Genomic DNA, 12634 nt, shown 5'->3' on the forward strand with positions numbered 1-12634 from the left:
ACTGTTCGGAATTTGTGGCGGATGACCAGCGCACCCCAGGCCGGGCCGGGCCGGGAGGCGCGTCAGAGGAGAGAGATTTGAAGCACCTAGCCGAGCGCGCCCGCCAGGTCATCCCCGGCGGCGTGAACAGCGGGCAGCGCAGCATCCCCGGGCTCACCGACCTGGTGATCACCGAGGCCGCCGGCGCCCGCTTCCGCGACTCGCAAGGACGGGAGTACGTCGACTACCACGCCGCCTTCGGCCCGCCGCTGCTCGGCCACAACGACCCCGACGTCAGCGCGGCCGTCGCCGAGGCCGGCCGTACGGTCGACCTGTGCGGCGTGGGCGTCACCGCCGGCGAGGTCGAGCTCGCCGAGACCCTGGCCGAGCTCGTGCCGAGCGTGGAGAAGGTGCTCCTGACCAGCACCGGCAGCGAGGCCACCTTCCACGCCCTGCGTGTGGCCAGAGCCGCGACCGGCCGCCGGCTCGTGGTGAAGTTCCAGGGTTGCTACCACGGCTGGCACGACGCGGTCAGCCTCAACGTGATCTCCGCGCCGGAGAAGGTCGGCACGCACGACCCGATCTCGACCGGCATCCTGCCCGAGGTGCTCGAGGCCACGCTGGTCCTGCCGTTCAACGACGAGCAGGCCGTACGGCGGGCGTTCGCCGAGCACGGCGACGACATCGCCGCCGTCATCCTGGAGCCGGTGCCGCACAACGTCGGCTGCCTGCTGCCCGAGCAGGAGTTCCTCCGGACGCTGCGCGAGGAGTGCACCAGGGCGGGGAGCGTACTGATCTTCGACGAGGTGATCACCGGTTTCCGGCACCACCTCGGCGGCTGGCAGGCGATCTCCGGGATCACCCCCGACCTCACCACCATGGGCAAGGCGATCGCGAACGGCTACCCGGTGGGTGCGCTCGGAGGCCGCGCCGATCTCATGGAGCTGTTCAGCTCGCGGCCCGGCGGCCCGGCCTTCTTCGCCGGCACCTACAACGGCCACCCGGCCGTCGTCGCGGCCGCCCTGGCCACGCTGCGCAAGCTGCGCGAGGAGCCGGTGCCCGAGCACGTGTTCCGCCTCGGCGAGCGGATCAGGACCGGGCTGGCCGAGGTCTTCGCCTCGCTGGACATCCCGGCGCTGGTCAGCGGGTACGGCTCGGTCTTCGTCGGATATTTCATGACCGGACCCGCCCGCACCTACGACGACCTGCTGCGCAATGATGCCAACATGTTCATCGGGTACCGCCGCCGCCTGCTGGAGCACGGCATCTTCGAGTTGCCTCTCAACCTCAAGCGCAGCCACGTCTCCTACGCCCACACCGACGCCGACGTCGACCACCTGCTGGAATCGGCCGCCACGGCCGCCGAGCTCGCCCGCGGCGACGTGCTCGACCTGACCGGCGCCAGCACCATGGGCGGAGCCGATGCTCACCGTTGACACCAAGCGCCCGGCCGGCCCCGCCGGACGGATCAGCCGGGTCGAGACCCTGTCCCTCGGCACCGCCTGGCGCGACTTCTCCTACGTACGCGTCCACACCGACGAAGGGCTCACCGGCATCGGCGAGATCACCCACCCCTACCGGGGCCGGGAGACCTGCTCGCTGACCGAGGCCATGGCACAGCGCCATCTGATCGGCGCCGATCCCTTCGACGTCGAGGAGATCTGGCTGCGGATGTACCAGGGCGACTTCCTGCGCGGCGGCGATGTCGGCGGCATCGTCGTCTCCGGCGTCGACCAGGCGCTCCACGACATCATGGGCAAGGCGCTCGGCGTGCCCGTCTACCGGCTGACCGGCGGCGCCTGCCGCGACTCCGTACGGGTCTACGCCAACGGCTGGTACACCGGCGAGCGCGACCCGCAGGTGTTCGCGGCCAAGGCCAAGGAGGTCGCCGCGCGCGGCTACACCGGGCTGAAGTTCGACCCGTTCGGGGCCGGGCTGGGCGATTTGTCCCGGGCCGAGCTGCGGCTCTCGGTCGACATCGTGGCGGCCGTCCGCGAGGCCGTGCCGGATCTGGACCTCTTCGTCGAGGGGCACGCCCGCTTCGCGATGCCCACCGCCGTCCGGCTCGTACGCGAGCTGGAGCCGTTCGACCTCGGCTGGTTCGAGGAGCCGCTGCCGTGGACGCACATCGAGCGCTACGCCGAGCTGCGGGCCCGCGCCGCCATGCCCATCTCCGGCGGCGAGCACTTCCACAACCGCTACGAGTACGCCCGGCTGTTCGCCACCGGCGCGGTCGACATCATCCAGCCCGACCTGTCGATGGCCGGCGGGTTCACCGAGATCAGGAAGCTGGCCGCGCAGGCCGACGTGCACGCCATGCTCGTCGCCCCGCACAACTCCAACTCCCCGCTGTGCACCACCGCCTCCGTCCACGCCGTGCTCGGCATGCCGAACCTGCTCGTCCTGGAGACGTTCGACGGCATGCTGGAGCCGTACGTCTTCGAGGCGCTGAAGGGCGTGCTGCCCGTGACCGACGGCCACATCGGGCTGCCGGAGCGGCCGGGGCTCGGCGTCGAGCTGGCCGACGAGGTCTTCGCCGAGCACCCGCCGTCCCACCGGTTCTGGAACATGTTCAAGGAGGGCTGGGAGAAGCGTGATCGTTGACGTCCACTCCCACCTGTTCACCTGCCCGGACGACGTCGGCGACCCGTTCGCGGCCGAGTCCGCCCGCGCGCACGGCGGTCACGTCGACCTGACCGTGCGCTGGGCGGACTACGCCGCCACCTCGCCCCCCGGCACCCGCACCGTCGTGGTCGGCGGCAAGGCCAGGCGTTCGGGCCTGTGGGTGGAGGACGCCGCCGTGGCCGCCTACGCGGGCGAGCACCCCGACCGGCTCATCGGCTACCTGTCGCTGGACCCCACTCAGCCAGGCTGGCGCGACGAGCTGGAACACGGCCACCGCGACCTCGGGCTGCGCGGCATCAAACTCATGCCGATGTACGCCGGTTTCGACCCGGCCGCCCCCGAGCTGGACGACCTGTACGCCTACGCCGCCCGCCACGGCCTGCCGCTGCTCGTCCACACCGGGACCACGTTCGTCTCGGCCGCGCCCCTGCGGTACGCGCTGCCGGTGCACCTGGACGAGGTCGCCATCAGGCACCCGGAGCTGCGCATGGTCCTGGCCCACCTCGGCCACCCGTACGAGGGGGAGTGCATCGCGGTGATCCGCAAGCACCGCCACGTCTACGCCGACGTCTCCGCCCTGCACTACCGCCCCTTCCAGCTCTGGCACAGCCTGCGCCTGGCCCAGGACTACGGGGTGTGGGCCAAGCTCCTGTTCGGCAGCGACTACCCCTTCACCACGGTGGACGCCTCGGTGGAGGGGCTGCGGGCCGTCGGCGCCGTCCCCGGCATCCCCGGCCTGCCGCCCCTGGACCAGGAGGAGATCGAGAAGCTCATCCACCGCCCGTCGCTCGACCTGCTGGGGTTGTCATGACCGAACTGGCCGTCGTCACCGGCGCCGCCGGGGGCCTCGGCCAGGCCATCGCCGGACGCCTGTCGGCCGACGGCTACCGGGTGATCACCGTCGACCGGCCGGGCGCGGGCTGCGCGTACGGGTTCGACCTGGCCGACACCGAGGGCCTGGCCGGGCTCGCCGACGCGGTCCGGCGCGACCATGGGCCGATCCACGTCCTGGTCAACAACGCCGGGGTGGCTCGCCTTGAGCACTTCAACGAGATCACCGTGGCCGGCTGGCAGGCCGTCATGCGGGTCAACTGCGACGCGCCGTTCTTCCTGTCGCAGCGGGTGGCCGAGCACATGATCGCCGACGGGGTCCGGGGGCGGATCGTCTCCGTCTCCTCCAAGAACGGCCTCATGGCCGAAGCCGGCCTGGCCCACTACAACGCCTCCAAGGGCGCCCTGGAACTGATCACCCGCTCGCTCGCCGCCGAGCTGGGCGCGCACGGCATCACCGTCAACGCCGTCGCACCCGGCATGATCGCCACCCCGATCGACGGGGACTTCCCCTTCGACCGCGAGGCGTTCGAGGCGGCGTGGGAGGAGCGGATCCCGCTGCGGGGCGGCTACGGCCGGCCGGACGACGTCGCCGGCGCGGTGGCCTACCTGGCTTCGGAGGCGGCTCGTTACGTCACCGGCTCCACCCTGGTCGTGGACGGGGGAGTGCTGGCCGACCAGATGCCCAGGCTCCGTTTCATGCCGCCCTACCGGAACTCATTGCGTCCCGGCCCATAGCGGTCGGGGTTCCGGCGTCACCCGTCCAGGACCCCGCCGCCGATCTTGCGGAGGACCACGCCGAGCAGGCGGTCCGCGGTCAGGTAACCCGAGTGGCGGGAGTCGTACGAGCGGTTCGCGTTGTCCCCCAGGACGACCAGGCGGCCCGTCGGCACCCGCGTGCCCGGCGCGGTGCGCAGGGCGGGCACGGTGTCACGCGGTATCGGGTCGCCCGGGACGGCCGCGACCCGCTTGATGATCCAGCGTGCTCCGGTGACCGTCCTGTCCCCGCCGGGGTCCGCGCCCAGGATCACGACCTGGCCGGTACGCAACGACCGGGACGACGTCCGCCGGACGAGCACACGCTCGCCCGGCCGGTACGCGGGCAGCATGCTCTCCCCGTGGACCGTCACCACCACGTACCGCCGGCGCAGCCAGACCGCCCCGGCGACCAGCCCTGCCACGCCCGCGACCAGCGCCACCGCACCGGGAATCGGGCCGGTCATCGTGCCGCCCCCGTCGGCTGCGCGTCGTCCCGGTAGCCGGCGGCCTGCCGGGTGAACAGCCGCGCGTACGCGCCGCCGCCGGCCAGCAGCGCCGCGTGCGTGCCCTCCTCGGTCACGACGCCGTCGGCCAGCACCACGATCCGGCCGGCGTCGCGGACCGCTCCGAGTCGATGGGAGACGAGCACGCTGGTACGCCCGCCGCGCAGCCGCGCGAGCTGCCGATGCACCTCGTACTCGGCCTCGGGGTCCAGCCCGGCGCTGGGCTCGTCGAGGATCATCAGGTCGCGGTCGCGCCGGAGGAACGCCCTGGCCAGGGCGACCCGCTGCCACTGCCCGCCGGACAGCGCCACACCCTCAGCCGTCCCGTCCTCCTGGTCGGGGCGGAACCCGCGGCTCAGCAGCGTGCGGTACCCGGCGGGCAGGGCCTCGACGGTGTCGTGGACGCCGGCCTCCCGCGCCGCCCGCTCGATCCGCGCCCGGTCCCCGGCGGCGGACAGGTCGCCCACCGCGATGTTGTCGGCCGCGGTCAGCTCGTAGGCCACGAAGTCCTGGAAGACCGCGCCGATCCGGGCGCGCAGTGTCTCCGGCGGCACGTCGCGGAGGTCGACCCCGTCCCACAGGACGGCGCCGCGCGTCGGGTCGTAGAACCGGCACAGCAGCTTCACCAGCGTGCTCTTGCCCGCGCCGTTCCGTCCGACCAGGGCGACCGAGTCACCGTGCGGGATGAACAGGTCGAGGCCGCGCAGCACCCACGGATGGTCCTCGCTGTAGCGGAACCAGACGTCACGCAGCTCGATGCCCCGGCGCAGCGGCGGCAGAGAACGGGGACGCTCCGGCACGGGCAGGCCGGGCCCGGTGGTCACGATCGCTACATGGTGATGGAACGTCAGCAACTGCTCGTACGCCATCACACCCGCCGACACCACGACGTTCAGCGCGGACTGGACCCCGGCGACGGCGGCCACGAACATCGACACGTCACCGACGCCGAGCTGCCCGCGGCCCGCCGCGAGGATCGCCCAGACCAGCCCCGCACCGGCCACGACCGCCGAGGTGCCCGCCAGGCTCGCCCGCACCAGGAACTCCCGCCGGTCCGTCCGGCGGCGGGCGGCGTTCGCCGAGCGCAGCTCGGTCAGCATGCGCAGCCGCAGGAACGCGCCGAGATCGAACAGCCGGGTCTCCTTGGCGGCGTCCACGGTGGACATCAGCTGCGCGTAGAACATCTCCCTGCGCTCGGCGGGACCGATCCGCCACAACATCGCGACCCGCTGCCGCGACATCCGGAGCTCGATGAGCAACGCCGGCACGGCCGACACCACGACCAGGACGGTGAACCCCACGTTGATCACCGCCAGGGCCCCGATGAACCCGGCGACGGTGAGCGCGCCGCGCGCGGCCGAGAGCGCCGTGTCCACCAGCCTGCCGGGGTTGCTCGCGCTCTGCTGGGCCAGGCGCAGCCGGTCGAGGAACGCGGGGCTCTCGAACCGGGCCAGCCCCGGGAAGCCGGACACCGCCGCGAACAGCTCGTCCTTGGCCCGCAACGCCGCCCGGCGGTCCACCTCGGCGCGCAGGTACTGCCCGGCGTGCGCCGCCGCCGCGCCGGCCGTCGTCACGGCGGCGATGCCCAGCGCCAGGCCGGGCAGCACGCCGGCCCGCCCCGAGGCCACCCCGTCGAGCACGGCCTTGGCCAGCCACGCCAGGGCGACCGGTCCGGCCGCGCCGACGAGGGTGGTCGCCAGGTAGGCGAGCACGTGGGCCGGCGCCGCCCGCCACACCGTCCCGGCGGCGCGGGCCGCGCACCTCGCCAGGACCCGCGAACTCGGCGCCGTGGCGGGCCGGCTGCCGGTCACGCCGGGGATCCGGCTGCCAGCCGGGAGAGCCTGGGCGCGGTCGCGAGCAGCCTGCCGCCCGCGGACACCTGGAAGAAGGCCGGGAAGGACCGTACCCGGAACGCGTCGGCCACGTGCGGGCGCGCGTCGTCCAGGATGACCTGGGCGACCGGCAGCAGCGCCGTGACCAGCTCCGCCGGGTCCCCCGACCGGCCGTCGATCACGGCCAGCACCCGTGACCGGTCCTGCCCCGCCGCCCAGGAGGCCAGTTCGGGAAGCTGCTCGTGACAACCTCGGCAGTCCGGCGAGAGGAACGCGACGACCGTCCCCTCGGGCAGGAGGTCGCGCGTCACGTGGCCTCCTTCCACGGTCGTCGTGTCGAAGTCGCCGACGACCTCGCCCACGGCCACCCCGCCGGACGCTCCGGCCGGGCCGCCCGCGTCGGCGAGCTCGTACAGGGCGTCGATCAGTTTCGTGTGCTCCTTGAGCCGGCGGACCACGGCGAGGGTCAACAGCAGGTCCACCAGACACAGGGCGCCGACGAGGACCACGGTCGCGATCAGGTAGGGCACAGGACACCTCCGTGTGAAAGCTCATGAACGTGCCCGGCCGCGTCATGCCGCCGGGCACCGGTCATCGTGGCGGGTGATCAGTAGCAGTAGTCGTAACGCTGGCAGGAGCCACACGAACGGTGACCGTCCGGGTAGTAGCAGCAGTACCGGCCGATGCCCCAGCCGCTGCAGCACTCGTAGGAGCAGTCGGTGGCGCGGGCCACCGTGTGCGGCACGATCATTTCGAGCAGCCGGTCGGCCATTCTGGTCATCGCACGCATCGAAGCCTCCCTTTTCGGCAGTCCCGAGCGGGCCCTCGCCCGCTCGGCGCGGCGGTGTCCGGCCGGCCTCGGGCCGCCGTACCGCCGCTCGTCGCAGCCTGCACCCAGGGGTTGATCGATCTCTGAATGATTTCTTAACGGCCTATCCGCGCTGGTCACAGGCCGTGATGCGGGCTCGTACCCGGTCGGCCTGCGTGTCGCCGAGCGTGTCGTAGCACTCCGCCGCCCGCCGCCAGGCGCCGAGCGCGGAGGCGGTGTCGCCCGTCCGCAGGTGCGTCTCGCCCAGGCGGACCAGTGTCTCGGCGGCCGGGTGCAGGTCGCCGCAGCCGCGCAGCAGCTCGACGGCCCGTTCGTAGCACGTCACCGCCTGCGCGAGGTCGCCCTTGGCCGCCAGTACGTAGGCGATGCTGTCCCAGGCGTGCCCCTCGCCCTGGGCGTACCCGGACTCGGCCAGGATGCGCTGCGCCCGGCGGCAGTGGTTCAGCGCCTCGTCGTACTCGCCGGCCTCGGCGTGCAGCCAGCCCGCGTTGTTCAACGCCCGTGCCTCGCCGATGACGTCGCCCACCTGCTGGAACAGCTCCCGCGCGCGCAGCACGTGGCCCAGCGCCTCGCCGGAGCGCAGCCGGTTCAGCGAGGTCGAGACGCCGAGGTGCAGGTGCGCTTCGAGAACCGGCTCGTCGAGGTCCTCGTGCAGGTCGATCGCCCGCCGGAAGTGCTCGACCGCCTCCCGCTCCAGGCCGAGCTTGGCGTGGGCGCGCGCGATGCTGCTGTGGGAACGGGCCTGGGCCAGCCGGTCGCCGAGCCGGCCGGCCGCGTCCAACGCCACGGCCTGAACGCTCAGGATCTGCTCCCACGGGCCGTGGCGCTGCATGAACTCGGCGAACGCCCACGCCAGTTGCCACGTGTGCCGGTCGAGCCCCGCCGCGGCCGCCTCCGCCAGCAGGGACGGCAGCGCCACCGCCTCGTCGGCGTACCAGCGCAGGGCCTCCACCGGGCCGGCGAACCGTTCCCGCACGGCCCCGCGTGCCCGCGGCTCCAGCGTCAGCCGCTCGCGGTGGAGGTAGCAGAGCTCGCTCGCGGCGCACGCCGAATGCAGGTAGTAGTCCAGCAGCCGCCGCGTCGCGGCACGCAGCGCCGCGCGGTTGTCCACAGCCCGTGCCAGCTCCGCCGCGTACACCCGCAGCAGGTCGTGCGTACGCAGGCGGCCACGCGCGCGTACGTCGACCAGGTTGGCGCGGACGAGCTGCGCCGACAGCTCACCCGCGGCCTCCACCGGAAGGGCGGCCAGGCTCGCCGCGGCCGCGAGCGGCAGGGCCGGGCCGGGGTGCAGCCCGAGGCGCCGGAACAGGCGGATCGCGGGCGCGGGCAGGTGCCGGCACGACCGCCCGAAGACGTGGCGCAGGTCGACCGCCGGATCGGTGTGGGCGAACGGTTCCAGGTCCGTGCCGGCCCGCGCGAGGTCCGCGGCGGCCTTGGCCAGCGGCAGTTCGTCGCCCTGCGCGAGTTGTGCCGCGACGATCGCCAGTGCCAGCGGCAACCGGCCGCACCGGCGGATGATCAGCGCGGTGGCCTCGGGCTCGGCCGCCAGCCGGGGTTCCCCCAGCCGCGCCGCCAGCAGGCGGTGGGCGTCGTCGTCGGGGAGGACGTCCAGGCGTACCAAGGAGGCCCCTGTGGTGACCGCGAGACCGGACAACTCGGAACGGCTGATGACCAGCGTCAGGCACCCCGGCGCGGTGGCCAGCAGCGGGCGTACCTGGTCGGCGCCGCGCGCGTCGTCGAGCACGACGAGGACCCGCCGGCTGGCCAGCAGGCTGCGGTAGAGACCGATCCGGGCCTCGACGTCCGACGGCACCTGCGCCTCCGGGACCCCGAGCGCGGTGAGGAACCGGGGGAGCACCGCGGCCGCGTCGGCCGGGCCGACCGTGCCGAGATCGGCGTGCAGCTGGCCGTCCGGGAAGCGGTCGCGGTTCAGGTGGGCCCAATGCAGCGCGAGTGACGACTTGCCCACTCCGGGCGGTCCGGAGATCGCGCAGACCGCGGCGGCCGGCGGCTGGTCGCCGCGCGCCGCCGCGGTCAGCCGGGCCAGCTCGGCCGCCCGGCCGACGAAGCCCCTCAGGTCACCGGGGAGCTGGGCGGGGACCACGCGGGCGGGGTCGGCCGCGTCACCGGAGCGCAGCAACATCTGATGGGCACGCCGCAGCGCCGTGCCGGGTTCGACGCCCAGCTCCTCGGCCAGCGTCCGGCGCACGCCGGCGAAGCGGGCCAGCGCCTCGGCGGTACGGCCCCAGGTGTGCAGCGCCTCGATCAGCGCGACGGCGACCAGTTCGTCCAGCGGGTGCTCGTCGGCCAGCGGCGACAACGCGGCCACCGCGGCCGCGGCGTCGTGGGTGGTCACCGCGCGCGCCCACCGCAGCAGGTTCTCCTTGCGTTCGTCGTGCAGGCGGTGGCGGGCGCGTTCGGCCCATTCGCCGGGCAGCCCGGTCAGCGGGTCGCCGCGCCACAACTCCAGGGCCTCGCCGAGCAGCCGCGCCGGATCGGGTTCGGTCGTCGCCCGTTCGGCGAGGCCGCGGAAGCGCGACACGTCCACGGCGGAGTCGTCCAGGTCGAGCAGGTAGCCGCCGGGCCGGTGGACGACGGCGCCCTCGTCCGTCAGGACGTCGCGGCGGACGCGGGTGATGAGCGTGTACAGGGTGCGCCGCGCCCCCGGCGGGACCCGTTCGCCCCAGACCCGTCCGAGCAGCGACTCGACCGGGACGACCCGGCCGACCTCCCACGCGAGCGCGGCCAGTGCCAGCGCCACCTGAGGCGGTCGCACCGGCAGCACCTGCCCAGGACGTTCCACTTCCACCGGGCCGAGTAATCGGATCAGCACGACGGCGCACCCCCTGCTCGTGGATCTTGTTCGAGCGTAACCAACGTCCGGGAGCCGTGGGGGCCGTGAGGAAGGTGAAGCGGGAGTCCTGCCGGTTCCCGCCGTGTCGGTCAGGCCGACCGCCGCGCCCATGACGAGCGCGGCGATCGGCGGCTGATGATCGCCGCTTGTGTCAGCGGCCTCTCACCCGTACTTCGGCGAGGACCAGCGGGTTGGTGCCCGAGGCGAGCTGGATCCGTACGTACCGGCCGGACGTGCCGGCGGGCAGTTTGGTGCTGCTGGGCCGCCCGGCCTGCTCCTGCACGTGTACGGCGGTCACGCCCGGCGCGGTGCGGGCCTCCTCCAGCCCGTCCGCGGTGATCGGCTGGTCGGAGGAGATCACCCAGTAGTCCCGCAACCTGTCATTGCAGCAGTCGGTGCGGTTCCAGATCTCCACGCTGTCCAGGCCGGCCGAGGCTCCCAGGTCGACCTGCCACCAGGCTTCGTTGGCCGGTTCCGCGGTGTGGCTGACCGAACCGCTCCAGAAGTCGCCGTTCGTGTTGCCGTCCACGGCCCGTGCGGCCGGAGCGTCGTAGCCGGTGCTCTTCTGGGTGGCCGGCTTGCCCTGGGCCAGGTTGGGCAGCGCCACCGAGACGGGGACCGGGTACGGCGCGCGCAACCGGCCCGACCTGAGCGTCGCCCGCATCGGCAGCGCGGCCGGCTCGGCCCCGGCCGGGACGGTCACGGTGACGGGCACGTCGGCGCTCGCCCCGCCCGCCAGGTTGCCGATCCTGGTGCTCGCCGGGCTCACCGTCCAGCCTTCGGGCGCGGTGAGGTCCAGCGAGGCCCCGCGCAGCGGCTTGGAGCCGGGGTTGGTGACGGTCACCTTGCCGCTGAAGGTCTCACCGGCCTGTACGAACTCGGGCAGATCGGTGCCGAAGCGCGGCAGGGCCGACACGCCGGGCGTCTCGATCTTGAAGGAGTAGGCGTACTGCCCGGTCTCGGCGGGGGTGGTGACGACCACCCGGCCCTGGTCGTCGCGCTGCCACCGCAGCGGGCCGCTGTCGGAGCCGAGCAGGGTGATGCGCGTCCCGGGGCCGACCGGCACGTCCGCGCCCAGGGTGAGCTGCTCGCCCGGCCACTTCAGCGCGGTCGCGTAGAGGACGCCGTCCTTGACGGTGTACCGGAGGTCGTCCGGACCGCCCTTCTCCTCGGCCCGGTTCCAGTACGTGGTGCCGTACATGGCCTCGCCGTTGACCTTCAGCCAGGAGCCCATGTCCAGCAGCCGTTCCCGCTGCACGTCGGGGATGGTGCCGTCGGCCTTCGGGCCCACGTCCAGCAGCAGGTTGCCGTTCTTGCTGACGATGTCAACGAAGGAGTCCACGAGCTGGTCGGAGCTCAGGTAGTCCTCGACGGGCTCGTTCTGGTTGTAGCCGTAGGAGTGCGCGATGCCGCGGCTGGACTCCCACTTGACCGGGTCGATGTCCGGCTTGACGGAGTACTCGGGCGTCTGGAAGTCCAGTTCGTGGCTCTCCAGCGCGCCGCTCTCGATCTTGCACCGGTTGGCGACCGCGACCTCCTTGCCCTTCTTGAGCGCCTTGTTGTAGTAGTCGGCGATCACACCCGCGGTCTGCCACTGGGCGGCCGAGCGGTCCCACTGGCCGTCGCACCACAGGATGTCGGGGTCGTAGCCGTCGATCAGCTCGCGCATCTGCGGGAGCATGTAGTCCTTGATGTAGTCGCCGTTCTGCGGGGCCCCGGTGTACGGCACGGGCTGACCGGTGTACGGGTTGGTCGCCGGCTGGCCGGTGAACAGCGGGTTGTACCACTCCATGAGCGAGTAGTAGAAGCCCGCGCGCAGTTTCCCGTCGGCGCGGGCCGCGGTGAACAGCTCCTTCGCCAGGTCCCGCTTCGGGCCCATCGCCATGGTGTCGCGCTCGCTCACCTTGCTGTCCCACAGGGCGACGCCCTCGTGGTGCTTGGAGGTGAGGACGAAGTACTTGGCCCCGGCGTCGTTGAAGAGCTTGACCCAGTCGGCCGCGTTGAACTTCTCGGCCTTCCACTGCTCGGCGAAGCGGTCGTAGGAGAAGTCCTCCCCGTACGTGGCCCGGTGGTAGCGATTGGTCTCGTTACCGGGGGAGTTCATGTAGTACCAGTACCACTCGGCGTAACTGCCGCGCGGGCCCCACGCTGGGACAGAGTACGCGCCCCAATGGAGGAAGATGCCGAATTTGTCGTTGTTGAACCACTTGGGGGTCGGATGACTGTTCAGTGATTCGACGGTCGGCTCGTACGGGCCTTCCGTTGATGCCAGGGCGGGAGAAGAGATACATCCGATGACAGTGAGCATCGAGGCAGCGAGAAGTCGGCGTAAGCGGGCCATGACCACTCCAGGGCGGGGGGAGACGTTGGAGGAAAGGTAGCCCGACCTTCAAGCCGACAGCAAGAGTTGTGCGAGCATTCA

Annotated in this window: 10 protein-coding genes; 4 read left to right on the forward strand and 6 right to left on the reverse strand. The window is 72.6% G+C overall.

What is annotated here, in order from left to right:
• Window positions 1-77: 77 nt before the first annotated feature.
• From DMB42_RS18155 to DMB42_RS18170, 4 genes are read left to right on the forward strand one after another with little or no spacing between them, the layout of a single operon-like run.
• Window positions 78-1415 (forward strand): aspartate aminotransferase family protein, encoded by a 1338-nt coding sequence (locus DMB42_RS18155; RefSeq protein ID WP_125636084.1) that lies wholly within the window; start codon window positions 78-80, stop codon window positions 1413-1415.
• Entirely contained in the window at window positions 1402-2583 is a 1182-nt protein-coding gene (locus tag DMB42_RS18160; protein ID WP_125636085.1) for a mandelate racemase/muconate lactonizing enzyme family protein, read from the forward strand. Before DMB42_RS18155 ends, DMB42_RS18160 begins: the two co-directional genes overlap by 14 nt.
• On the forward strand, window positions 2573-3415 hold the full coding sequence (locus DMB42_RS18165) for an amidohydrolase family protein (protein WP_125636086.1): 843 nt from the start codon (window positions 2573-2575) through the stop codon (window positions 3413-3415). Before DMB42_RS18160 ends, DMB42_RS18165 begins: the two co-directional genes overlap by 11 nt.
• Window positions 3412-4173: an SDR family NAD(P)-dependent oxidoreductase gene (locus DMB42_RS18170; protein ID WP_125636087.1), complete on the forward strand. Its 762-nt coding sequence runs from the start codon at window positions 3412-3414 to the stop codon at window positions 4171-4173. The genes DMB42_RS18165 and DMB42_RS18170 overlap by 4 nt, the downstream gene beginning before the upstream one ends.
• Window positions 4174-4190: 17 nt before the next feature.
• Here DMB42_RS18170 and DMB42_RS18175 read toward each other — a convergent pair whose 3' ends face one another.
• The 6 genes from DMB42_RS18175 to DMB42_RS18195 form a co-directional block, all read right to left on the reverse strand.
• Window positions 4191-4658 carry a S26 family signal peptidase gene (locus DMB42_RS18175; RefSeq protein ID WP_125636088.1) on the reverse strand — a complete coding sequence of 156 codons (468 nt, stop codon included), beginning with the start codon at window positions 4656-4658 and terminating at the stop codon, window positions 4191-4193.
• Window positions 4655-6508, reverse strand: a complete 1854-nt coding sequence (locus tag DMB42_RS18180) for an ABC transporter ATP-binding protein (protein ID WP_260477764.1) — start codon at window positions 6506-6508, stop codon at window positions 4655-4657. The genes DMB42_RS18175 and DMB42_RS18180 overlap by 4 nt, the downstream gene beginning before the upstream one ends.
• Entirely contained in the window at window positions 6505-7059 is a 555-nt protein-coding gene (locus DMB42_RS55015; RefSeq protein WP_260477765.1) for a hypothetical protein, read from the reverse strand. The genes DMB42_RS18180 and DMB42_RS55015 overlap by 4 nt, the downstream gene beginning before the upstream one ends.
• Window positions 7060-7136: 77 nt before the next feature.
• On the reverse strand, window positions 7137-7319 hold the full coding sequence (locus DMB42_RS18185) for a hypothetical protein (RefSeq protein WP_125636090.1): 183 nt from the start codon (window positions 7317-7319) through the stop codon (window positions 7137-7139).
• Window positions 7320-7461: 142 nt separating this feature from the next.
• Window positions 7462-10191, reverse strand: a complete 2730-nt coding sequence (locus tag DMB42_RS18190; RefSeq protein ID WP_185844720.1) for a BTAD domain-containing putative transcriptional regulator — start codon at window positions 10189-10191, stop codon at window positions 7462-7464.
• 172 nt (window positions 10192-10363) lie between these two features.
• Window positions 10364-12553, reverse strand: coding sequence for an alpha-L-fucosidase (locus DMB42_RS18195; protein ID WP_125636092.1), 2190 nt, complete (start codon window positions 12551-12553; stop codon window positions 10364-10366).
• Window positions 12554-12634 lie beyond the last annotated feature (81 nt).

It is taken from the genome of Nonomuraea sp. WAC 01424, assembly GCF_003947315.1.
GTDB lineage: Bacteria > Actinomycetota > Actinomycetes > Streptosporangiales > Streptosporangiaceae > Nonomuraea > Nonomuraea spiralis.

What these genes read in the sequence shown, in the direction of transcription:
- DMB42_RS18160 (WP_125636085.1), top strand. Translation starts at nt 1,402, where the DNA reads ATGCTCACCGTTGACACCAAGCGCCCGGCCGGCCCCGCCGGACGGATC.
- DMB42_RS18170 (WP_125636087.1), top strand. Translation starts at nt 3,412, where the DNA reads ATGACCGAACTGGCCGTCGTCACCGGCGCCGCCGGGGGCCTCGGCCAG.
- DMB42_RS18175 (WP_125636088.1), bottom strand. Translation starts at nt 4,658, where the DNA reads ATGACCGGCCCGATTCCCGGTGCGGTGGCGCTGGTCGCGGGCGTGGCA.
- DMB42_RS18185 (WP_125636090.1), bottom strand. Translation starts at nt 7,319, where the DNA reads ATGCGTGCGATGACCAGAATGGCCGACCGGCTGCTCGAAATGATCGTG.
- DMB42_RS18195 (WP_125636092.1), bottom strand. Translation starts at nt 12,553, where the DNA reads ATGGCCCGCTTACGCCGACTTCTCGCTGCCTCGATGCTCACTGTCATC.